The following is a 20,256-nucleotide window of genomic DNA, read 5'->3' on the forward strand; positions in this document are numbered from 1 at the left end:
CCGTCGGCCGCCTCGTAATCGAGCGTGACCGCCTGGGCCTTGATGGTGATACCGCGCTCGCGCTCGAGATCCATCGAATCGAGCACCTGTTCGGCCATTTCACGTTCGGTCAGCCCACGGCATGCCTGAATGAAACGATCCGCCAGGGTCGACTTGCCGTGGTCGATATGGGCGATGATGGAAAAGTTGCGTATGCGTGATTGCATCAGGACTTCATTGCAGCGCGCGAAGGCGACATAAAACAATCGCCCCGGCAAGAACAGCCGAGGCGATGCGATCGAGCAAGAGTATACGCGCTCAACGCCGCGAGTTTCAGCCGAGCACGGCGACCATCACTTGTTTTTCGGACGCATCGCCAGATACAGGCGACGGTCATCACGCAAAACGAGCAATGCCACCGCGCCGTCGGCGTCATCGAGCGCTTCGCGCAGCGACGCGACATCCTCCACATGGCGAGAGCCCACCGCGAGCACGACATCGCCCGGTTCCAGCCCGGCATCGGCGCCGGCGCCGTCGGCGACATCGGTGACTCGTACGCCGCCCTGCTCGAGATCGAGTTCACGTCGTGCTGCCGTATCCAACGACTCCAGCGTCAGCCCGTAGGGTTGCTCGGCCGGTTTTTCTGCCTGCTCGGGCGCGGTCGCCGCGGACAGATCCTTGGGCAGTTTCTCGATCGTGACCTCGATGGTTTCACGTTCACCGTCGCGCAGTACCGTCACGCCCGCACTTTCACCGGGGGCGACCGTACCCACCAGCGGCGGCAGCGACGCCGCCGAATCGACGGGCTGGTCGTTGAACGACAGAATCACGTCGCCGGCCTGCAGTCCCGCGGCCTGGGCGGGGCTGTCGGGCATGACCCGGGCGACCAGCGCGCCTTCCGGGCGCTTGAGGCGAAACGACTCCGCCAGCTCGCGATCAACGTCCTGGATCTGTACCCCGAGCCAGCCCCGGGTGACGCTGCCGCTATCGCGCAGCTGTTTCGCCACGTCCATGGCGATATCGATCGGAATGGCGAAGGATACGCCCTGATAACCGCCGGTCTGGCTATAGATCTGGGAGTTGATGCCGACCACTTCACCGGCCAGATCGAACAGCGGCCCGCCCGAATTACCGGGGTTGATGGCCACGTCGGTTTGCAGGAACGGCACGTACTGATCGCTTGCCAGGCTACGCTGCTTGGCCGACACGATACCGGCGGTCACCGAGGTCTCGAAGCCGAACGGCGAACCGATCGCCACCACCCAGGAGCCGACCTCCAGCTTGTCCGGATTCCCGACCTTGACCGTCGGCAGATCGCTGGCATCAACCTTGAGCACGGCCAGATCGCTATAGCTATCCTGGCCCACGACGTCGGCGACCAGCTGGCGTCGATCGTTGAGCTTGACCACGATCTGACCCGCGTTGGCCACCACGTGGCGGTTGGTCAGGATATAGCCGTCGTCGGAGATGATGAAGCCGGAGCCCAGCGAGGCATGCGGCGAACCGCCCGGCGGCAACGGCGACTGCTCGCCCGGCCCGCCGTCTTCGAAAAAGCGACGCAGCCAGCCTTCCAGCGGCCCGTTTTCGCCCTCACCGCCCTGTTCGGCGGCTTCGGCCGGCGCCGCGCTTATATTGACCACCGCCGGCGATACCTGTTTGACCAGGCCGGTGAAGTCGGGCAACTGACCGGTGCTTGCCACCGGCGCGGGCTCGTCGTCGCCGCAGCCGGCCAGCAGCGTAAGCATGACGACCAGCAGCAAAAACAGGCGTAGGGCACGGGCTTGAGAATTCATGGCGACTCGCTTTGGTCGATGTCTTGCGATTCCCGGCCGTGCCCGATAACGAGCGATGGCCAAGGGGGTGCAAGGTTAGCTTAGCCGGCCGCCCGCGTCAGGGGGAAACGTTACGGCTCGCCGACTGGGTTTCGCGTACCAGATTCTCGGCGATGCGCTTGACGGTGCGCGCCGGCACTTCGCCCACTACCGTGATTTGCGTATCTTCGACTACATGCCCGTAGGCGTTCACTGCGCCCATGGTGGTCGCCCCTTCCAGGGGCTTGCGCAGCCCGGCCGGTGCGATGAACGCAGATACCGCAGCCACGCCGTCGGTGAACAGCATCTGGCGCACGAAACCGCTTTCGGTCACGCGGCGCACACCGTCTTCGGCAAGCTCGAAACCGGGCGGCAGGTCGGTGGGCTTCCATGCGTCTTCGGGCACCGGCTTGTCTTCGACCTGGACGGCCTGGTGCTTGACCACGCGAAAGCCGTCGATGTCGTAACCCGGCTCGAATTCGTCGTCGTCGATCGACTTCGGAAACTCGACCTGGGTAAACATGAGCTGCTCGAGCACGTTGTTGTCGCTGATCAGATCAAGCTTCAGCGGCAGCCGTGTCTCGTCGTCGATAAGCATGCGATAGCCGTACCGGTATCCGTCGAGCGGTTCGATACTGATAAGCCGACCCACCCGGTCCGCCAGGCGGCGTTGGCCCATATCGGTTACCCGGTAGTGCTCGCCCATGCGGTCGGCAGAAAACTGCGCAACGCTACCCAGCAACCCGTCGTGCTTGCGTTGTGAAATCAGCACGACCTTGTTCTGCGGCAGAATCGAGGTGACCACCCCACCGCGCCGAATGACTTCGCGCGGCTGACCCGTCAACGAAACCAGCCGCTCCTGCTCCAGGCCATCGCGCCGGCGATGAATCACCCGCAGCGTGTCGAGCTGGCCCTCACGCAGATAAACGATAATACCGCGGTAGGTTTCACTACGAACCGCCTCGGACGCCTTGGCAAGCAGCGCGTTTAGGGAGCCGTCGGCCTCGGCACTAGCGGATGCTTCACCATCGGCGGCCTGCGCGGCCGCCGAAAGTGCCGTCAGAAAAAACAGCAGCAGGAACGCAGGAAGCGCTCTCGTCACTGCGGCGTATCCTGCCCATAGGTAGCCACGCGCACGAAGCCCGGCGTGGTGCCCGACATGCCGTAGCCGCGCGCCAGGCCGTTATGCTCGACCAGATAACCGTTGAGTTCGTCTTCAAGCGCCGGATCCGACACCGACCAGTGGTCTGCCGGACCGCGCTGTACCGCCGCCTGGCTCGGGCCTGCCTGGCGCAGCATGTCGCTGGACAGTTCGTTGGAGGCGACCATCGCCTGCGCCCCGCCCATGCCGGCCGCATTGCCCTGCGCGGCCACCGACGTCGCGGCCGGGGCACCGTTGCCGGAGGCGCTGGCCAGACTGTTGCCCGTCGTTGCGTCCTGTCGTAGCGGGTTGCTCACCAGCAGCACGATACCGGCCGCCGACGCCACTGCGGCCAGACCGGCCATGCTGCGCCAGCGCCGTCGTGCTGCAACCCGCATCGGCACCGCCACCGGACGCGCCGCCGCGGTTTCCGGTCGATCCTGTGCGATCGCCGCCATTACACGGTCGGAGAAATTGCAGTCCAGCGGCACCGCCATTTCACCATTGTGGGCACGCAGCGTGGTGCGCAGCCAGTGCTGGCGACCCCAGCTTTCACGAAGCTGCTCATCGCGTAGCAAGGCGCTGACTACTGCGTCCGCTTCGTCGCGAGTGGCCTCGCCGTCTAGAAACGCGGAAAACTGCTCGTTCATGCTGACCTCACTTGTCCGACAGGGACACCAGTTTCTGCTCGATTGCCGCCCGGGCACGAAAGATACGCGAGCGTACCGTGCCCACGGGGCAATCCATTGATTGTGCAATCTCTTCGTAGCTCATGCCATCCAGCTCGCGGAGCATGATCGCGGTACGCAAATCCTCGGGTAATTCGCGGATGGCACCGATCACCGCATCGCGTATCTCTTCGCTTTCCAGCAACGCCTCGGGCGTATCGCCTTCCGAAAACCGCTCCGTATGGCCGAAGGCCTCGGCATCGGCGACATCGATGTCCTGACTCGCCGGGCGCCGTGAACGGGCCACCAGAAAGTTTTTCGCGGTGTTGATGGATATGCGATAGAGCCATGTATAGAAAGCGCTATTGCCCTTGAACCCTTTGAGCGCGCGGTAGGCCTTGATGAAGGCTTCCTGCGCCACGTCCGGCGCGTCTGCCGGGCTCACGTAGCGTGCCACCAGCTTGACGACCTTGTGCTGATACTTGCGGATGAGCAAGTCGAAGGCACGATCGTCGCCGGACTGGGCGCGGGCTACCAGTTGCTCGTCGCTGACGTCTTCAGTCATCTATCTGCAGCGCCGGACATCTGGAAAGCCAGAGCAATCGATGCGCGAATTAACCTCTTCGTTGTTGCGTACCAAGACGCCGTTATCCACGTAGACCGCGGATTCGCAAATAAGTTCGCACTGATTTTGCGCTATGCTGCCAGCCGTCATCTTTTCGCTACACAACCGAATGAGACGCCTACGCGTCGAGAGGCTCAGTGTAGCGACGCAACGTGCTTTCGTCATGCAGTCGACCGAATCCCCGGTATGCAAACGCTTCGATGTCGTCGTCGTAGGCAGCGGCGCGGCCGGCCTTACGCTCGCCCTTCGCCTGGCCCGTAGCGGGCGTCGTATCGCGGTGATTTCCAAGGGCGCGCTGGCCGAGGGCAGCACGCTCTACGCCCAGGGCGGCATCTCGGCGGTACTTGATGCCGAGGACAGCGTGGACGCCCATGTGGCCGATACGCTGGCTGCCGGCGCGGGCCTGTGCGACGAAGCCGCGGTAAGGCATACGGTGTCGCACTCGCGCGCTGCGATCGAATGGCTGATCGAGCGCGGCGTACCGTTCACACGCGCCGAAGAGACCGACAACGAGTCGGGCTATGCCTATCATCTGAACCGCGAAGGCGGACATAGTCACCGCCGGATCATCCATGCCGACGATGCCACGGGGCGCGCCGTGGAAACCACGCTGGAAGGACTGACCCGCGCCAGCGAACGGATTACGGTGTTCGAACACCATATGGCGGTGGAGCTGATCGTGACCGCCGACGCCGACGAACCCGGCGGGCGCTGTCGCGGCGTATACGTGCTGGATATCGAGGCGGATACCGTATTCACGTTCGCCGCCGACCAGGTCGTACTGGCCACCGGCGGTGCAAATCTGGTCTATCTCTATAGCAGCAATCCGCATGCCGCCAGCGGCGACGGCATCGCCATGGCCTGGCGTGCCGGAGCGCGGGTGGCGAACATGGAATTCATGCAGTTCCACCCGACCTGCCTCTATCATCCAAAGGCGCGCTCTTTTCTGATCAGCGAAGCCCTGCGCGGCGAAGGCGCACTGCTGCGCCTCGCGGACGGCAGCCGTTTCATGCCCCGCCACGACGAGCGCGCCGAACTCGCGCCGCGCGACGTGGTGGCCCGGGCAATCGACGCGGAAATGAAGCGCACCGGCCAGCCGCATGTATGGCTGGATATCACCCATGCCGGCAAGCCGTTCATTGAAAAACATTTCCCGGCCATTAATGCCCGCTGCCTGGAACTCGGCCTGGATATGAGCAAGGAAGCGCTGCCGGTGGTACCGGCCGCCCATTACACCTGCGGCGGCGTGATAACCGATCTGGCCGGGCGCACCGATATTCCCGGTGTCTATGCGATTGGCGAATGCGCTTTCACTGGTTTGCACGGCGCCAATCGCATGGCCAGCAATTCGCTGCTGGAATGCATCGTCTATGCCAGCGCCGCCGCCGCCGATATTGAAAGCCGCGACGATCGCGTCCAGCCCGTCGCCCTGCCGGCCTGGGACGAATCACGAGTGACGGATTCCGACGAGGAAGTCGTCGTCGCCCATAACTGGCAGGAGCTGCGTCGCTTCATGTGGGACTATGTCGGCATTGTGCGCACTACCAAGCGACTCGAACGGGCACTGCATCGTATCGAGCTGCTGCGCCGCGAAATTCATGACTACTACGGCAGTTTCCGCGTGACGCCGGGGCTGCTGGAGCTGCGCAACCTCGCGCAGGTTGCCGAACTGATCATCCGCAGCGCCCTGGATCGGCGGGAAAGCCGCGGCCTGCATTACATCAGCGATTTTCCGCATACCCTGCCGCGGGCCATGCATACGGTGCTCTCGCCCGAGCACCCTCGCGACAGCGGCCCGGGCGTGAGTTACCGCCCGCTCTGAGGCGTGCTGCCAGCGCCGAGGCTTGGCGCGGCCAGAAAATCCGCCACCGCTCGCATTGCGCTTGGATTGGACAGCGTCGGCGCATGGCCGGCGTTGGCTACCTGTATCCATCGCGCCGATAAATAAGCGGCTGCGAACGCCTGTCCCCAGGCCGGCGGCGTGAGCACATCCGCCTCGCCCGAGAGCACCAGCATCGGCCGTGCCGGCAGCGTATTGCCTGCCTGGTAGCGTGGCAGCGGCCATTGCGTGCATACCGACCCCTGCGGCGCGTGGCGCAGATACGGCGCGATCAGCGGCATGGCCGACAGGGTCTGTTGCCAGGCCAAAGCCGGGTTGGCGCGCTCGTTGTCGAGGGCACAGCGGGTCGCCCAGAACGTCGCGGCGCTGCGTGAACGACTGCTGCCCTGAGCCGCGACCCGCGCAGCCAGTGGGACCAGCGCCGCCGTTTCGCCTCTAAGGGCACGCTCGATGCGGGCGACGGTATCCGCCTCCCGACCACTGTCGTAGGCCGCGAATAACACCATCAGCAGCAGTCGATAGGGGGTGATTTCAAATAACGGCGGCAGGCCGCGATAAGGCAGCAGTGCGACCACCGGCGGCTGACGTCGATAACGCGCCAACAGCGCGGCGAGCGTTCGCTGCGGCGCAGACGACGCACAGTCGCCGACCTGCGCACAGACGTCCTGCAAGCGCCGGATAGCGCCGTCGATTTGCAGCGGCAAGGCGGCAAGCTCGTTACGGTCGAATGGCACGACAGAATCGAGCACCAGCGCGCTTATTCGTTCGGGATAGCGCCGCGCGAACAGCATGGCAATTCGGGTGCCGTAGGAGACGCCCCAGAGCGTGGCCCGATCGACACCCAGACCGTCGAGCAGCGCATACATATCCGCGATTTGCGGCCCGGGCCCGAGCGCTTGCATGCCCTTGGGGCCCAGTCGATCCAGGCAGTGCTGGATGATCGCCGCCTCCTGCGCGAAGCCCTTGTCTGCCTGCGGCGAAGCCGGCGCTCGCAGCGGCACGACAGGCTTCGCCGAGCAACCGATACGCGGACGGCTTTCACCGGTCTCCCGCGGGTCCATCAGCACGATATCGTGGGGCCAGCCGGCGCGCTGCTGCCAGCGCTGCCAACCGACCAACCCGGCCGCGTCGAGGCCTGCGCTTTCTCCGGGCCCGCCCGGCACATACAACACCGGCTTCGGGTCGTGACGATCCGGATGTGCTCGCAGCACCGCGAATCGGAGTCGTAGCGGCTGACCGCGGATCTTCGCGCCGACCGACAGCCATCCGCATTCGACCTGTGCGGCACTGGGCGCGTCCGGCATGGCCGGGCACGCCGTCCAACGAATATGCGCCGTGCCCGCACCGGCGGCCAGTCCTTGGCCCATACCAGCAAGCAGGCTTATGGCCAACGCCAGGCCGAAGAGCCGGGTCAGGCCGATCATGCCGGATCGGCGCGGCGTGGATCCGGCGCAATCGTCAGTCGAGCGCGGAGCCGGCGATGGGTTGGCGCATCCAGCGCATCTGCAAACAGCACGCAGCTGCGCTCCCTAAACCAATCGCCGTCTTCACGCAGGCGTAGTACTACGAGCCAGTCGCCGGCGCTAAAGGCGTGGGTGAGACGGCCGCTATGCGAGACGCCATTCCGCGTTTGCCAGCGCCACGGACCGTCCGTGGGATAGCGCAGGCGCACGATACTGCCGGCGCGCTCGAGTAACGCATTGCAATAGCTGCGGTAGCCCGCAACAGCGACCACCGGCAGCAGCGCTATCAGCCACGGGCGTGCGATGGCCAGATAAAGGATGACGAAGGCCGCTGCCCCGTGCAGGCCGAGGACAAAGACGCGGTGCGCCGCCGAGACGCGCACACGCATGTGCAACGTATCGGCGAACGGATTCGACATCGGTTACCGCGCAGCGCCCTGCGGCCGCTGGAATTGGCGGATACGCGAAAGCAGATCCACCTGCACCTGCGTTGGCGCTTCCATGCGCCCCATCACGAGCGCGTAAAGATCCGGATCTTCCATTTCCAACAGCTCGCGCAGCCCTGCCTGCTCGCGTTCGTCGAGGTCATCGTACTCGTTGGCCACGAAGCGTTCGAGGAGCACGTCGAGCTCCTTCATTCCGCGCCGGCACAGCCAACGTATGCGCGATTTTTCGCTCATGGTTTGCTCGGGTGGGAAGGGCCGACCTGGATCGGCCTAGGGGAATGGCCCGCCGGCGCCGGCGGGCCAAGGAAGCAATCAGCCGCGGCGTTCGAGCAGCAGCTTCTTGGTTTCGGCAATCGCCTTGGCCGGGTTCAGACCCTTGGGGCAGGTATTGGTGCAGTTCATGATGGTATGGCACCGATACAGCTTGAACGGGTCTTCAAGGTCGTCGAGACGGTCGCCGGTGGCCTCGTCGCGCGAATCCACGATCCAGCGATAGGCCTGCAGCAGCACGGCCGGGCCGAGATAGCGTTCCGGGTTCCACCAGTAGCTCGGGCAGGAGGTCGAGCAGCAGGCACACAGAATGCACTCGTAAAGACCGTCAAGCTTGGCGCGGTCCTCGGGCGTTTGCAGGCGTTCGCGGGTCGGTGCCGGCGTATCCGTCTTGATCCACGGCTCAATCGATTCGAGCTGAGCGTAGAAGTGCGTCAGGTCCGGCACCAGATCCTTGACCACCGGCATATGCGGCAGCGGATAGATACGCACGTCGCCATCGATATCGGTGATGCGCGTGGTGCAGGCCAGCGTGTTCTTGCCGTCGATATTGAACGCACAGGAACCACAGATGCCTTCACGACAGGAGCGACGGAAGGTCAGCGTGGGGTCGATCTCGTTCTTGATCTTGATGACCGCATCGAGAACCATCGGCCCGCACTTGTCGAGGTCGATAGCAAAGCTGTCAACGCGCGGGTTCTCGCCCGATTCGGGTTCCCAGCGATAGATACGGAACGTCTTGACGTTCTTCGCACCCTTGGGCGCCTCGAACTTCTTGCCCTTGGCGATGCGCGAATTCTTCGGCAGTCGGAATTCAGCCATGACAGGCCTCCATTACTCAGTGGCAGGCCGCCGGCCTGACGGCCGGCGACGATGTTATGCGTTAGTAGGTCCGCTTCTTCGGCGGCACATGCTCCATATCGTCCGTCATGGGGTTCATGTGCACGGGCCGATAGTCGATCTGCGTATCCGGGCCGCCGTGGTGCCAGATGAGCGTGTGCTTCATCCAGTTCTCGTCGTCGCGCTCGGTGTATTCCTCGTGCGCGTGCGCGCCGCGACTTTCCTTGCGATTGGCAGCGGCGTGCATCGTCGTGATTGCACAGCCAAGCAGATTCTCGAGCTCCAGGGTTTCCACCAGATCGCTGTTCCAGGTCATCGAGCGGTCGGTCACGCCGACGTTGGCAAACGCCTCGACTTCCTCGCTGATCTGCTTGGCGCCGGTTTCCAGGCTCTCGGTGTTGCGGAACACGGCCGCGTATTTCTGCATGGAGTTCTGCAGGCTCGAACGCAGCTCGGCCGTGGGCGTGTCGCCCTTGGCGTAACGCAGCTTGTCGAAACGGCTCAGGGCCTTCTCTTCCGAGGCCTTGATATCACCCCGATGCGGCGCGCCCTTGCGCACGACTTCCGTACAACGGTGTGCGGCCGCACGGCCGAACACGACCAGGTCGAGCAGCGAGTTGGAGCCCAGACGATTGGCCCCGTGTACCGACACACAGCCGGCTTCGCCGACCGCCATCAGCCCGGGCACGACCGAATCCGGATCGCCGTCCTTGAGCGTGACCACTTCGCCGAAGGCGTTGGTGGGCACGCCGCCCATGTTGTAATGCACGGTGGGCAGCACCGGGATCGGCTCCTTGGTGGCATCCACGCCGGAGAAGATCATCGCGGTTTCGGTGATGCCCGGCAGGCGCTCGTGCAGCACTTCCGGACCAAGATGCTCAAGATGCAGCAGCGTGTGGTCCTTGTTCTCGCCCACGCCGCGGCCTTCGTTGATCTCGACCGTTTCGGCACGGCTAACCACGTCGCGCGACGCCAGATCCTTGGCGTTCGGCGCATAGCGCTCCATGAAGCGCTCGCCTTCCGAGTTGGTCAGATAACCACCCTCGCCGCGTGCGCCTTCGGTGATCAGGCAGCCCGCGCCGTAAATACCGGTCGGATGAAACTGCACGAATTCGGGATCCTGCAGCGGCAGGCCGGCGCGCAGCGCCATGCCCATGCCGTCGCCCGTGCAGGTATGCGCGGAGGTGCAGGAGAAGTAGGCACGGCCGTAACCGCCGGTGGCCAGAATGACCTGGTGGGCACGGAAGCGATGCAGCTGCCCGCCCTGGAGATCCCAGGCCAGCACGCCGCGGCATTCGCCATCTTCGGTCATCAGCAGGTCGATGGCGAAGTATTCGATGAAGAACTCGGCACGCGCCTTGAGCGACTGCTGATAAAGCGTATGCAGCAGCGCATGGCCGGTACGGTCGGCCGCAGCACAGGTGCGCTGTGCAGTCCCTTCGCCAAAGTGCGTGGTCATGCCGCCGAACGGGCGCTGATAGATCCGGCCGTCTTCGGTCCGCGAGAACGGCACGCCGTCGTGCTCGAGTTCGATGATCGCCGGAATAGCCTCCTTGGTGAGGTATTCAATGGCGTCCTGATCGCCCAGCCAGTCACCACCCTTGATGGTGTCATAGGCGTGCCAACGCCAGTCGTCCTCGCCCATGTTGCCGAGCGCGGATGCAATACCGCCCTGGGCCGCCACGGTGTGGCTACGGGTGGGAAAGACCTTGGTGATACAGGCAGTGGAAAGGCCGGCGTCTGCCAGGCCGCGCGTGGCGCGCAGACCGGAACCACCGGCACCCACCACCACGACGTCGTGCTGGTGGTCGATGATGTCGTAGCTTTCGCTCATCAGGCGGCTCCTACAAGAATCATGATGACGGAAAAGATAGCGGCCACGGCCAGCAGAATATTGAGAAGCTGGAAACCAATCAGCAGCGCCATCTTCGCGCCTTCGTGGTGTACGTAGTCTTCAATAATGATCTGCAGGCCGAGCTGCGAATGGAAAAAGATCGCGGCCAGATAGATCGCCAGCAGCGACGCCTGCAACGGCGACGACAGCCAGTCGGTAACGCTGGAGTAATCGGCGCCCAGCTGCGAGGCCAGACAGGCAACGAACCACAGGGTCAGCGGCACGAGCGCGACCGCGCTGACACGCTGAAACCACCAATGCGACACGCCCGTCTTGGCGCTGCCTAGCCCGCGCGCGCTGGCTAGCGATGAACGAATACTGCTCATTTAAATCTCCCGGAACACTAAATCGAGTCGATCAGGCGATGAACGCCCAGATCCAGACAAACAGGGTCAGCGCGGCGGCGACGCCAATCGCGACATAGCCGGTCATGCGCGCGGTTTCCAGATCCAGGCCGATGCCCACGTCCCATACCAGGTGGCGGATGCCGTTGCACAGGTGGTAGAACAGTGCGAACGACCACCCGAACATCAACAACTGGCCGAACCAGGAGGCTGCGAAGCCGTTGACGCTGGAAAAAGCATCCGGGCCGCTGGCAGCGGCGATTAGCCATACGGCAAGGAATACGCTGCCCAGCGCAAGAACGATGCCGGACGCGCGATGCGCGATCGACGTAAGCATCGAGATCTGCCAGCGATAGATCTGCAGATGCGGCGATAGCGGGCGGTTAGCCTGTTGACTCATGAAGGTCCCCGAAATGGCAATGAAAAGAACGTGATAAGGGGGTCAGAAATCGATGCAGCGTCCGTTCTTCTCCCAATCCCCGTAGCGCACGGGCTCCGGGCCCTTGCGACCGCCGTATTCGGGCGGAAGATCGAGCGTATTGGGCTTGGCGGGCGGGCTGGAATCGGCGGGCTGCGGCGCGGACTCTTGCTCTTGCGACCGGGCGGGAGCGCCGGCTTGGGAGTCGTCCTCAGCGGACAAACGTTCGTCTGACATGGCGATACTCTAAACCCGTGTCGGATTTCTGGCAATGTGAACATTGGCTGAACCGACCGGCCCAGCTGCATATAACAGCGACTTTACGCTATGGCTAGAATACGAGCCACACAAGACTTGGATGCACCTATGACCGATTCCACCGCCGCGGCGCCAAGCGCGCTTGGCGTCATCGCCGTCACCGGCCCCGATGCGGCCGATTTCCTGCGCGCCCAGCTTACCAACGACGTGATGCGGCTGGGCCAGGACCGCCACTTCCTGGCCGCCTGGTGCGACGCCAAGGGCCGAGCGCAGATGGTCGCACGCGTTTGCGAGCGCGACGAAGGCTACTGGCTCGTGGTGCCGGAATCGCTCATCGGCGGCCTGATCAAGCGCTTACAGATGTACGTGTTGCGCGCGGCGGTGAAGCTTCACGACGGTCGCGATACGCTTCGTATCGTGGGTCGCCGCGGAGGTGACCTGCCCGCCGCGTCACGAGTACGCACCGCCGGCGACGCCGTGCTGCTGGGTCTGTCTGCCGGCGCGGGCGACGAACCACGCGCCCTGGAAATTTCTCCGAACGAGCATGGGGTCGCGCAACACCCGATCGCGACCGACGCGCCCGACTGGCTGGCCGAGGAAATCGATGCCGGCATACCGGCGTTGGCGCCGGCCACACAGGGGCTGTTCGTCCCCCAGATGCTCAACCTGCACTGGTTGCAGGCCATCGATTTCGACAAGGGCTGCTATCCCGGCCAGGAGGTCATTGCACGGCTGCACTACCGCGGCAAACTCACGCGCCGTATGTACCGGCTGTTCTGGCAAGGCGAAATGCCCGCGCCCGGCAGCGACGTGCTCGATGACCAGGGCGAACGTGCGGGCACGGTGCTCTACGCCGCGCCATCCGCCGAGCCGAGTCGGGGCACGCTGCTGGCGGTGCTCAAAACGAGCGCCGCCCAGCAACCGCTTGCCACCGCCAACGCCACGCTGGAGCCGGGCGAGCTGCCTTACCCGACGCCGGTCTAGCGCCGCCGCAAGCGTCGGGCCGACCGGTCGCAGCGGCTCTCGATTACTGCCCCTGCGGACGCAGCTGCGGAAACAACAGCACGTCGCGGATCGCGCTGCGACCGGTCAACAGCATCACCAGGCGATCGATACCGATACCGGCGCCGGCTGTTGGCGGCAGGCCGTATTCGAGCGCGTTGACGTAGTCGGCGTCGTAGTACATGGCTTCGTCGTCGCCAGCCGCCTTGGCATCGGCCTGCGCTGCGAATCGCTCGGCCTGATCTTCGGCATCGTTGAGCTCGGAGAAGCCGTTGGCAATCTCGCGGCCGGCAACGAACAGCTCGAAGCGTTCGGTCACATCCGGATCGTCGTCGCGACGGCGCGCCAGCGGCGAAACCTCGGCCGGGTAATCGATGATGAAGGTGGGCGTTTCCAGCCGATGCTCGACCGTATGCTCGAACAGCTCGGTGAGCCATTTGCCATAACCCCAGCCCGCCTCGCCCTTGACCCCGTGGCGAGTTGCCGTATCGGATAATTTATCTATCCCATCAATATCTTGTGGCTCGATATTGCTGTTGTACTTGAGCACCGCGTCGCGCATCGACAGGCGCTCGAACGGCGCATCAAAACGTATCGCCTGCTCGCTGCAGGCCTGAGCATGGCGCGCCTCGACATGGGCCGACAGGTCCCGCAGCAATGACTCGATCAGATCCATCAGGTCGTGGTAGTCCGCATATGCCTGATAAAACTCGAGCATCGTGAACTCGGGGTTGTGCCGGGTCGACACCCCTTCATTACGGAAATTGCGGTTGAGCTCGAACACCTTCTCGAGGCCGCCGACTACGAGGCGCTTAAGATAAAGCTCGGGGGCGACACGCAGATAGAAGTCGTGATCCAGCGCGTTGTAGTGGGTCACGAACGGGCGTGCTGCTGCGCCACCGGGGATGGCCTGCAGCATCGGGGTTTCCACCTCGAGGAAATCACGGGATTCGAAGAAGTCCCGCACCCCGCGCACGATCGCGCTGCGGGCCATGAATACGGCACGCGAGTCCGGGTGCATGATCAAATCGACATAACGCTGACGATAGCGTGCCTCGGTATCGGCCAGGCCATGCCATTTTTCCGGCAGCGGTCGCAGCGACTTGGTGAGCAAGCGCAGCTCGGTCGCGCGAACCGAGAGCTCGCCCTTGTTGGTCCGCGACAGCGCACCGCGCACGCCGACGATATCGCCTATATCCAGCTGCTTGAACGCCTTGTAGGCGTCTTCGCCCAGCAGGTCGCGCTGCACGAACAACTGAATACGGCCACTGCGGTCCTGAAGCGTGGCAAAGCTGAGCTTGCCCATGACGCGTTTAGCCAGCAGCCGGCCGGCGACCGCTACCTGCTGCGCGCGTTCATCCAATGTGTCCGCATCGTCGTCGGCGTGGGCGCGCTGCAACTCGCCCGCGAGCGCGTCGGGGCGAAAATCGTTCGGGAAAGCCGCACCCTGCTCGCGCCACGCCTGAAGTTTCTCCTTGCGCTGGGCAACCAGACGGTGGGTATCGGTGTCGCTGGCCCCGGTATCGGTCATGTCGTGTCGTCCCTGTATATATTTAAGAATGGCTGTCAGGCCCGGTGCCTGTGTTTCACAGCCCTTGCTTGAGGCTTTCCTCGACGAACGCGTCCAGATCGCCGTCGAGCACCGCCTGGGTATTGCCCACTTCCACGCCCGTACGCAGGTCCTTGATGCGCGACTGATCGAGCACGTAGGAACGAATCTGACTGCCCCAGCCGATATCCGACTTGTCGGCCTCGGTGGCCTCGGCTTCAGCCCGACGTGCCGCCAGCTCTCGTTCATACAGCTTGGACTGCAGCTGCTTCATCGCGGTCGCACGGTTCTTGTGCTGGGAACGGTCGTTCTGACACTGAACAACGATGCCCGTGGGATTATGCGTGATTCGTACCGCCGACTCGGTACGGTTGACGTGCTGCCCGCCCGCGCCGCTGGCACGGTAGACATCCACCCGCAGATCCGATGGATCGATATCGATGGAAATCTCGTCATCGATTTCCGGCGCCACGAATACCGCGGCAAACGAGGTGTGGCGCCGCGCGCCGGAATCGAACGGCGACTTGCGTACCAGACGGTGTACGCCGGTTTCCGTTCGCAGCCAGCCATAGGCATAGCTGCCGGTCACGGCAACCGTTGCGCTCTTGATACCGGCCACTTCACCCGGCGAAAGCTCGGTGACCTCGGTGGCGAAGCCTCGACGTTCACACCAGCGCAGGTACATGCGCAACAGCATTTCGGCCCAGTCCTGCGCTTCCGTACCGCCCGAGCCGGACTGGATATCGACGAACGCGTTGCTCGCGTCTGCTTCGCCGGAGAACATGCGCTGAAACTCCAGACTCTTCAGATGCGACTCCACCGCATCGAGCTCGGCAGCGACATCCTCGATTACCGCGGCGTCCTCTTCCATGGCCGCCAGCTCCACAAGCTCCTCGCTGTCGTCCAGGATCGTAAGCGACTTCTCCATGGGCCGAACAACTTCTTCCAGCCGCGCCTTTTCCTGACCGAAAGCCTGCGCCTTGTCCGGATCGTTAGCCCATATATCGCCCTGGGCGAGCTCGGCATCGATTTCGTCTAGTCGGTCTTTTTTTTCAGCGTAGTCAAAGATACCCCCTGAGGTCGCCAAGACGCGCGCGCAATTCCTGCATGCGGGTGTTCACAGCGTTGGTATCCATTGACTTTCCTATTCATTGGGGGTGCGTTGCGGGCGCGGATCATTACAGCTTACGACGTACAGCACAAGCACGATAATTAATTGCTAATTCCAGCGATAACCTCCATAATCCGGTTGCACGTCACCGGTTTGGGAACGCTTGTTCGCCAGTTCGGTGAATGGGACCGCACAACAAACCTAAACCCGTTCAAGGGAGTTTTGAACTATGAAATTCAAGCAACCGCTTACCGCAGGTGTTGCTGGCGCGCTGGGGCTCGCATTCGCGGGCAGCGCCATGGCGCAGATGGATACGCCGCAGGACAAGCGCTTCTACGTGGCGCCGATGGTCAGCTACGGCTTCTTCGACAACGACACCGTCGGCGGCCCCGGCAGCAGCTTCGGCTCGCTGAATACCGACAACGACGACAGCATCGGCGCCACGCTGGCGATCGGTAAGCCGATCAACAGCTGGTTGAACCTGGAGCTGTTCGGCTTCTATTTCAACCCGGACCAGCAGGTCAACGGTGGTGACAGCAGCGACGCCGACCTGTACGGCTTCGGTCTCGACGCCTTGTTCTTCCCGGCCCGCGACACGCTGCCGGTCTACGGCATCCTCGGCGCAGCCTGGGGCAAGACCGATCCGGGCTTCGGCGCCATTGAGCAGAACGGCGTCACCACCAGCGTTGGCGACGATGCCGACACCGACTTCCTGGACGCCGGTCTGGGTTACATGTATCAGCTGAACGACTACGGCCTGGCCGTGCGTGCTGAGTACCGCTACCGTTACACCACCGTGGATTCCGCGGACATCTACGGCGCCGGCTACGAAGATCAGCGTTACGACGACCATATCCTGTCGCTGGGTCTTCAGATCCCGCTGGGTGCTCCCCCGACGGCTGCTGCCGAGCCGGCTCCGGCGCCCGCTCCGGCCCAGCCGATGGATAGCGACGGCGACGGCGTGATCGATGCCAACGACCAGTGCCCCGGCACCCCGCGTGGCACGGAAGTCGACGCACGTGGCTGCCCGATCGAGAAGAAGGCCCCGATCGTCCTCAAGGGCGTGACCTTCGAGTTCGATTCCGCCAAGCTGACGATGCAGGCCGAAAACCGCCTCAACAACGTTGTTGACGCGCTGCAGGCCAGCTCTGAAGTGAAGTTCCGTATCGATGGCTACACCGACAGCATCGGCACCGAACAGTACAACCAGGGCCTCTCCCAGCGTCGTGTGGACTCGGTGCGTCAGTACCTGATCCAGCACGGCATCACCTCGAGCCGTATCACCGGCACGCAGGGTCATGGCGAGTCCAACCCGGTTGCGACCAACGAGACGGCCGCTGGCCGCGCTCAGAACCGTCGCGTCGAACTGAACGTTACCGAGCAGTAACAATCGGTTAGACCGACTGTTTGAAGTCGGGCCCGGCCTCTTCGGAGGCCGGGCTTTTTTTTTGCCTGACGCTCGGACGATGGTAAAGCCCCTCGGCATCGGTCGAGTAGCTTAGACGACTAACAGACCGCCGCTTGAGCGTTCAATCATCGGCAGGGCAACCTATCGCAATGGAAACATCGAACGACCCACTGCGCGCGTATCTCGAAAGATGCCTCCACGAGCATGCCCCGCCACGGCTGTTGCTGATGGGCCAAGATCCGACGCGCCGAGACGCGCTGCAGGCGCTCGCGTCCCGCGATGGCGCTGTCTGCACGGCATCGAGCGTAGCGGACATGTCCGACACGGATTTGACGGCCGCACGATTCGACCTCGCGATCGTGCTTCCGGCCATGCTTAGCGAACTGAATAAGCGCGAAGGCCGTCAGCTGATAAGCCGTCTGCGCGACCAGCTCGCCGGCACCGTGCTCGTCTGTGTAGATACGCGCGCCCAGGCGGCCGAGCGCTGGACAATCAGCGATTTCATCGCCCTGGGTTTTCGCCGCAGCCCCGATAGCCGCAGCATCGGCCCCGCCGTCGCCGTCTATCGATACGATATCCGCGACTACAAGACCACACCCGATTGGCTGAACTCACGCTACTGGGCCAACCCGGAGCGCTGGGATCGGGAACGCTGGTGAGCTTTGCGAGGCCGTAGCACAGCCGCCTCAAGCGAGTGAACGCGAGGCGGAAGCAAGCGAGTCCATCCACCACGGGGATCAATGCGGGGAGTCCGGAGAGGCACAGCCTGGCTCGCACCGAACAGCGATGACAGTGTCCGCTCTAGCAGACTAAGCCTTTGTTTCCAGCGCCTTCGGCACGCAATCCAGCGACCAGTTGTCGACGCCCCAGTTCAGCACACGACGCGCGCTCGCGTCCCAAAGGGTCTCCGGCGGCCGCTGACCGAGCCAGACGAGACACCGCGTCAGCTGCGCGCCGGGCTTTTCCGGTCTGAGTGGGATTGCGCCGGTACTCTTGCCCAGTTTTTCTCCGGCGGCATCCACCACCACCGGAACATGCGCATAGCGAGGCGTATCTACACCCAGCGCATGCTGAAGCGCGATCTGTCGCGGCGTCGATGACAACAAATCAGCGCCGCGCACCACCTCGGTGACGCCTTGGTAGGCGTCGTCGAGCACGGTCGCAAGCTGATAAGCCACAATGCCGTCGGCACGCCTGATCACGAAATCACCGATATCCCGATCGAGACGCTGTTCGTAACTGCCCCGCACCGCGTCGGCCACCCTCACAAGCTGCCCGCCCACGCGAAAGCGCACCGAGCGTGCATGGCGGCCGGCCGGTAGGCCCGTGCGGCAGGTACCCGGATAGATAGGCCCCTCGATACCGACCCGACCCGAGCGCGCCTCGCGACGCGTGCAGCCACAGTCGAAGGCCAGCCCGGCGTGTTTCAGGCGTTCAATTGCGAGCCGGTAGGCAGGGCGCCGCGCGTCCTGATAAAGGACCTCGTCGTCCCATTCGAGCTGGAAGAACCTCAGTGCGTCAAGAATACGCGCGGCCGCGCCCGGCTCGACCCGAGGCGTATCCAGATCGTCCATTCGCAGCAGCCAACGGCCACCCTGGGCCCGCGCCTGAAGAAAGCTGCTCAGCGCGGCGACCAGCGAACCGATGTGCAAGGCGCCGCTCGGCGACGGTGCAAAGCGCCCGACCACGGCCGTCATTACGAGAAGAAGTCTGCTCGGGCAGCGAACATCGCATGCCGCTGGGAGACAGGAAGTCGAAGGAGCGGCTGGGCACAGCCTAGAGGCCTGCGCCACTGCACATGGCGCGGCAGTCGGAGGCGCGCTCGGCGCCACCGGAAAGAAAGATGGTCGGGGTAGCAGGATTTGAACCTACGACCTTCTGCACCCCATCTAGCTTTAATGTCGGCCCTATTCCTTTGTTCTTCAAGCATAATAGCGGTTTATGATGGCGGACAATTCGGACATACGCGCCCTATCTAATCAGATAGTTACAGAGCGGTTTCGGTAGTTTGTCAGCCGATATTTACCTTGTCGAGGATCGACGGATCATCGTTCTTGGGGCTGCCAACGCGCTGGCCGATCGGCCAATATTCGTAGCTCGAGTACCGCTGTTCCCGGAGAATCTCGTACCCCTGGTCCACGTCTATATCTGGATCGATCCACGAGCGCGCACCAGCGCCGGTAAGCGCCTGTGGCTGCCGGTTATGGATATGCGCGATGTCTTCGCTCGGCTCTCCTGTGAGGATCGCGAACGTCACCTCGCCCGAAGCTGAATGATCTGCCGGCAAGCGAGAGGCCTTCGACCAGATGCCGGCGAAGAAAAACGGTTGGGCATCGGCGGGTCGGATCGCATATGGCTGCTTTTGTTCGCCGCCGCGTTTCCACTCAATCCAATAGTCAGCGGCCACAACGCACCGCTGGTGCTCGAAGGACTTGGCGAAGAGCTTTTTCTCAGAGGCTGTTTCAGATCGCGCGTTGATCGGTGCGAGCTTCGTGTCGCCCGCCCAGCCGGGAATGAATCCCCACCATGCGGGGCCTAGATTGATCACTCCAGTCTCGGGATCAACCAGAGTAATTAACTGAAACGTCCCTGGCGGTCGGTTATAACTGACGTTATCCGAAAGCCGGGCCGAGATCTTGCCGCTGACGATGCGCGCAAATTGCTCGGCGGGGCTGTGCCTACCGTATCTTCCACACATAAATTCGCGCGATGTCGGACATCTCTTATCAAAACCAAGCTACCGGCATATGCGCTGGGTGCACTGAAGAACGCGCGCTACCTTGCCGCGCAGCCTTTTTTAGGATATCGCGCTCCTCTTCGGTGCGGCGCAGCCGTGCGCGCAGCTTGAGGATCTCGCTTTTCGCCTCGACCAGCTCGTTGGCCTGCTGCTCGGTGTTATCCGGCTTAACCGCCTTCACCCATTTGTACAGGCTGTGAGCCGACACGCCGAGGCGCTCGGCGACATCAGCTACCGGATAACCGCGATCCAGTACTTGCCGAACCGCTTCATCCTTGAATTCCGGGGTATATCTTTGATTGCTCATTACACTTCCTCCTATGCTCAAATCATAGGCCAGAAGTGTCTAATGGACCCGGGCAAGTCCACTGGTCGCAGTGAGCCAAGCACATCTTACGAAAGACTTTAGGCGTCGATCATCCCCCTGTTTTAGTGGCATATTGATCCAAAGT

The 20,256-nt window shown here is 63.2% G+C and carries 21 protein-coding genes and 1 pseudogene; 4 read left to right on the top strand and 18 right to left on the bottom strand.

Going from position 1 to position 20,256, the window contains the following annotated elements; genetic code table 11:
- The 5 genes from ABNU97_RS07270 to rpoE form a co-directional block, all read right to left on the bottom strand.
- Window positions 1-206 (bottom strand): GTP-binding protein (locus ABNU97_RS07270; protein WP_348766091.1); only part of this gene is annotated, 206 nt, incomplete at its 3' end.
- Window positions 207-332: 126 nt separating this feature from the next.
- Window positions 333-1,772, bottom strand: a complete 1,440-nt coding sequence (locus ABNU97_RS07275) for a DegQ family serine endoprotease (RefSeq protein WP_348766092.1) — start codon at window positions 1,770-1,772, stop codon at window positions 333-335.
- A 97-nt stretch (window positions 1,773-1,869) separates the two neighbouring features.
- Complete coding sequence (locus ABNU97_RS07280; protein WP_348766093.1) at window positions 1,870-2,892, bottom strand: MucB/RseB C-terminal domain-containing protein; 1,023 nt, start codon at window positions 2,890-2,892, stop codon at window positions 1,870-1,872.
- Window positions 2,889-3,581: an RseA family anti-sigma factor gene (locus ABNU97_RS07285; protein ID WP_348766094.1), complete on the bottom strand. Its 693-nt coding sequence runs from the start codon at window positions 3,579-3,581 to the stop codon at window positions 2,889-2,891. The genes ABNU97_RS07280 and ABNU97_RS07285 overlap by 4 nt, the downstream gene beginning before the upstream one ends.
- 7 nt (window positions 3,582-3,588) lie before the next feature.
- On the bottom strand, window positions 3,589-4,164 hold the full coding sequence (gene rpoE, locus ABNU97_RS07290; RefSeq protein WP_348766095.1) for an RNA polymerase sigma factor RpoE: 576 nt from the start codon (window positions 4,162-4,164) through the stop codon (window positions 3,589-3,591).
- Between the two features lie 223 nt (window positions 4,165-4,387).
- Between rpoE and nadB the strand changes: the two genes are divergently transcribed.
- Window positions 4,388-6,046: an L-aspartate oxidase gene (nadB, locus tag ABNU97_RS07295; RefSeq protein WP_348766096.1), complete on the top strand. Its 1,659-nt coding sequence runs from the start codon at window positions 4,388-4,390 to the stop codon at window positions 6,044-6,046.
- Here the strand turns inward: nadB and ABNU97_RS07300 are convergent.
- From ABNU97_RS07300 to ABNU97_RS07335, 8 genes are all read right to left on the bottom strand, one after another.
- Window positions 6,031-7,488 carry an alpha/beta hydrolase gene (locus tag ABNU97_RS07300; protein ID WP_348766097.1) on the bottom strand — a complete coding sequence of 486 codons (1,458 nt, stop codon included), beginning with the start codon at window positions 7,486-7,488 and terminating at the stop codon, window positions 6,031-6,033. The two genes, nadB and ABNU97_RS07300, sit on opposite strands and share 16 nt — an antisense overlap.
- Window positions 7,485-7,946: a protein YgfX gene (locus tag ABNU97_RS07305; RefSeq protein WP_348766098.1), complete on the bottom strand. Its 462-nt coding sequence runs from the start codon at window positions 7,944-7,946 to the stop codon at window positions 7,485-7,487. Before ABNU97_RS07305 ends, ABNU97_RS07300 begins: the two co-directional genes overlap by 4 nt.
- Before the next feature lie 3 nt (window positions 7,947-7,949).
- A complete protein-coding gene (locus ABNU97_RS07310) occupies window positions 7,950-8,207 on the bottom strand; it encodes a succinate dehydrogenase assembly factor 2 (protein ID WP_348766099.1) in 258 nt (85 codons plus the stop codon).
- 78 nt (window positions 8,208-8,285) lie between these two features.
- On the bottom strand, window positions 8,286-9,065 hold the full coding sequence (locus tag ABNU97_RS07315; protein WP_348766100.1) for a succinate dehydrogenase iron-sulfur subunit: 780 nt from the start codon (window positions 9,063-9,065) through the stop codon (window positions 8,286-8,288).
- A gap of 61 nt (window positions 9,066-9,126) precedes the next feature.
- Entirely contained in the window at window positions 9,127-10,917 is a 1,791-nt protein-coding gene (gene sdhA / locus ABNU97_RS07320; protein WP_348766101.1) for a succinate dehydrogenase flavoprotein subunit, read from the bottom strand.
- Window positions 10,917-11,303, bottom strand: coding sequence for a succinate dehydrogenase, hydrophobic membrane anchor protein (gene sdhD / locus ABNU97_RS07325; protein WP_348766102.1), 387 nt, complete (start codon window positions 11,301-11,303; stop codon window positions 10,917-10,919). Before sdhD ends, sdhA begins: the two co-directional genes overlap by 1 nt.
- Window positions 11,304-11,334: 31 nt before the next feature.
- Window positions 11,335-11,721 (bottom strand): succinate dehydrogenase, cytochrome b556 subunit, encoded by a 387-nt coding sequence (gene sdhC, locus ABNU97_RS07330; RefSeq protein WP_348766103.1) that lies wholly within the window; start codon window positions 11,719-11,721, stop codon window positions 11,335-11,337.
- 42 nt (window positions 11,722-11,763) lie between these two features.
- Window positions 11,764-11,976, bottom strand: a complete 213-nt coding sequence (locus tag ABNU97_RS07335) for a DUF1674 domain-containing protein (protein WP_348766104.1) — start codon at window positions 11,974-11,976, stop codon at window positions 11,764-11,766.
- A 129-nt stretch (window positions 11,977-12,105) separates the two neighbouring features.
- Between ABNU97_RS07335 and ABNU97_RS07340 the strand changes: the two genes are divergently transcribed.
- Window positions 12,106-12,981: a hypothetical protein gene (locus ABNU97_RS07340; RefSeq protein WP_348766105.1), complete on the top strand. Its 876-nt coding sequence runs from the start codon at window positions 12,106-12,108 to the stop codon at window positions 12,979-12,981.
- A 43-nt stretch (window positions 12,982-13,024) separates the two neighbouring features.
- Here ABNU97_RS07340 and lysS read toward each other — a convergent pair whose 3' ends face one another.
- A complete protein-coding gene (lysS, locus tag ABNU97_RS07345; protein ID WP_348766106.1) occupies window positions 13,025-14,530 on the bottom strand; it encodes a lysine--tRNA ligase in 1,506 nt (501 codons plus the stop codon).
- Window positions 14,531-14,585: 55 nt separating this feature from the next.
- Window positions 14,586-15,684 (bottom strand): peptide chain release factor 2 gene (gene prfB / locus ABNU97_RS07350; RefSeq protein WP_348766107.1). Its coding sequence is split into 2 segments (ribosomal slippage): window positions 14,586-15,611 and window positions 15,613-15,684, totalling 1,098 coding nucleotides; the frame shifts between segments, so codons are not numbered across the junction.
- A gap of 273 nt (window positions 15,685-15,957) precedes the next feature.
- Here prfB and ABNU97_RS07355 point away from each other — a divergent pair.
- Entirely contained in the window at window positions 15,958-17,046 is a 1,089-nt protein-coding gene (locus ABNU97_RS07355; RefSeq protein ID WP_348766108.1) for an OmpA family protein, read from the top strand.
- A 170-nt stretch (window positions 17,047-17,216) separates the two neighbouring features.
- Window positions 17,217-17,726 carry a DUF6231 family protein gene (locus tag ABNU97_RS07360; RefSeq protein ID WP_348766109.1) on the top strand — a complete coding sequence of 170 codons (510 nt, stop codon included), beginning with the start codon at window positions 17,217-17,219 and terminating at the stop codon, window positions 17,724-17,726.
- Window positions 17,727-17,876: 150 nt separating this feature from the next.
- Here ABNU97_RS07360 and gluQRS read toward each other — a convergent pair whose 3' ends face one another.
- The 3 genes and pseudogenes from gluQRS to ABNU97_RS07375 form a co-directional block, all read right to left on the bottom strand.
- The gene (gene gluQRS / locus ABNU97_RS07365; protein WP_348766110.1) at window positions 17,877-18,764 is read right to left on the bottom strand and encodes a tRNA glutamyl-Q(34) synthetase GluQRS; all 888 of its coding nucleotides are present in this window, start codon (window positions 18,762-18,764) and stop codon (window positions 17,877-17,879) included.
- 314 nt (window positions 18,765-19,078) lie between these two features.
- Window positions 19,079-19,765, bottom strand: a complete 687-nt coding sequence (locus ABNU97_RS07370) for an SOS response-associated peptidase (RefSeq protein ID WP_209064486.1) — start codon at window positions 19,763-19,765, stop codon at window positions 19,079-19,081.
- A 94-nt stretch (window positions 19,766-19,859) separates the two neighbouring features.
- A pseudogene (locus tag ABNU97_RS07375) lies at window positions 19,860-20,111 on the bottom strand (transposase); the annotation flags it as partial.
- Window positions 20,112-20,256 lie beyond the last annotated feature (145 nt).

The organism is uncultured Salinisphaera sp. (assembly GCF_964012375.1).
GTDB lineage: Bacteria > Pseudomonadota > Gammaproteobacteria > Nevskiales > Salinisphaeraceae > Salinisphaera.

What these genes read in the sequence shown, in the direction of transcription:
- ABNU97_RS07275 (WP_348766092.1), bottom strand. Translation starts at nt 1,772, where the DNA reads ATGAATTCTCAAGCCCGTGCCCTACGCCTGTTTTTGCTGCTGGTCGTC.
- ABNU97_RS07285 (WP_348766094.1), bottom strand. Translation starts at nt 3,581, where the DNA reads ATGAACGAGCAGTTTTCCGCGTTTCTAGACGGCGAGGCCACTCGCGAC.
- rpoE (WP_348766095.1), bottom strand. Translation starts at nt 4,164, where the DNA reads ATGACTGAAGACGTCAGCGACGAGCAACTGGTAGCCCGCGCCCAGTCC.
- nadB (WP_348766096.1), top strand. Translation starts at nt 4,388, where the DNA reads ATGCAGTCGACCGAATCCCCGGTATGCAAACGCTTCGATGTCGTCGTC.
- ABNU97_RS07300 (WP_348766097.1), bottom strand. Translation starts at nt 7,488, where the DNA reads ATGATCGGCCTGACCCGGCTCTTCGGCCTGGCGTTGGCCATAAGCCTG.
- ABNU97_RS07305 (WP_348766098.1), bottom strand. Translation starts at nt 7,946, where the DNA reads ATGTCGAATCCGTTCGCCGATACGTTGCACATGCGTGTGCGCGTCTCG.
- ABNU97_RS07310 (WP_348766099.1), bottom strand. Translation starts at nt 8,207, where the DNA reads ATGAGCGAAAAATCGCGCATACGTTGGCTGTGCCGGCGCGGAATGAAG.
- ABNU97_RS07315 (WP_348766100.1), bottom strand. Translation starts at nt 9,065, where the DNA reads ATGGCTGAATTCCGACTGCCGAAGAATTCGCGCATCGCCAAGGGCAAG.
- sdhA (WP_348766101.1), bottom strand. Translation starts at nt 10,917, where the DNA reads ATGAGCGAAAGCTACGACATCATCGACCACCAGCACGACGTCGTGGTG.
- sdhD (WP_348766102.1), bottom strand. Translation starts at nt 11,303, where the DNA reads ATGAGCAGTATTCGTTCATCGCTAGCCAGCGCGCGCGGGCTAGGCAGC.
- sdhC (WP_348766103.1), bottom strand. Translation starts at nt 11,721, where the DNA reads ATGAGTCAACAGGCTAACCGCCCGCTATCGCCGCATCTGCAGATCTAT.
- ABNU97_RS07335 (WP_348766104.1), bottom strand. Translation starts at nt 11,976, where the DNA reads ATGTCAGACGAACGTTTGTCCGCTGAGGACGACTCCCAAGCCGGCGCT.
- ABNU97_RS07340 (WP_348766105.1), top strand. Translation starts at nt 12,106, where the DNA reads ATGACCGATTCCACCGCCGCGGCGCCAAGCGCGCTTGGCGTCATCGCC.
- lysS (WP_348766106.1), bottom strand. Translation starts at nt 14,530, where the DNA reads ATGACCGATACCGGGGCCAGCGACACCGATACCCACCGTCTGGTTGCC.
- ABNU97_RS07355 (WP_348766108.1), top strand. Translation starts at nt 15,958, where the DNA reads ATGGCGCAGATGGATACGCCGCAGGACAAGCGCTTCTACGTGGCGCCG.
- ABNU97_RS07360 (WP_348766109.1), top strand. Translation starts at nt 17,217, where the DNA reads ATGGAAACATCGAACGACCCACTGCGCGCGTATCTCGAAAGATGCCTC.
- gluQRS (WP_348766110.1), bottom strand. Translation starts at nt 18,764, where the DNA reads ATGACGGCCGTGGTCGGGCGCTTTGCACCGTCGCCGAGCGGCGCCTTG.
- ABNU97_RS07370 (WP_209064486.1), bottom strand. Translation starts at nt 19,765, where the DNA reads ATGTGTGGAAGATACGGTAGGCACAGCCCCGCCGAGCAATTTGCGCGC.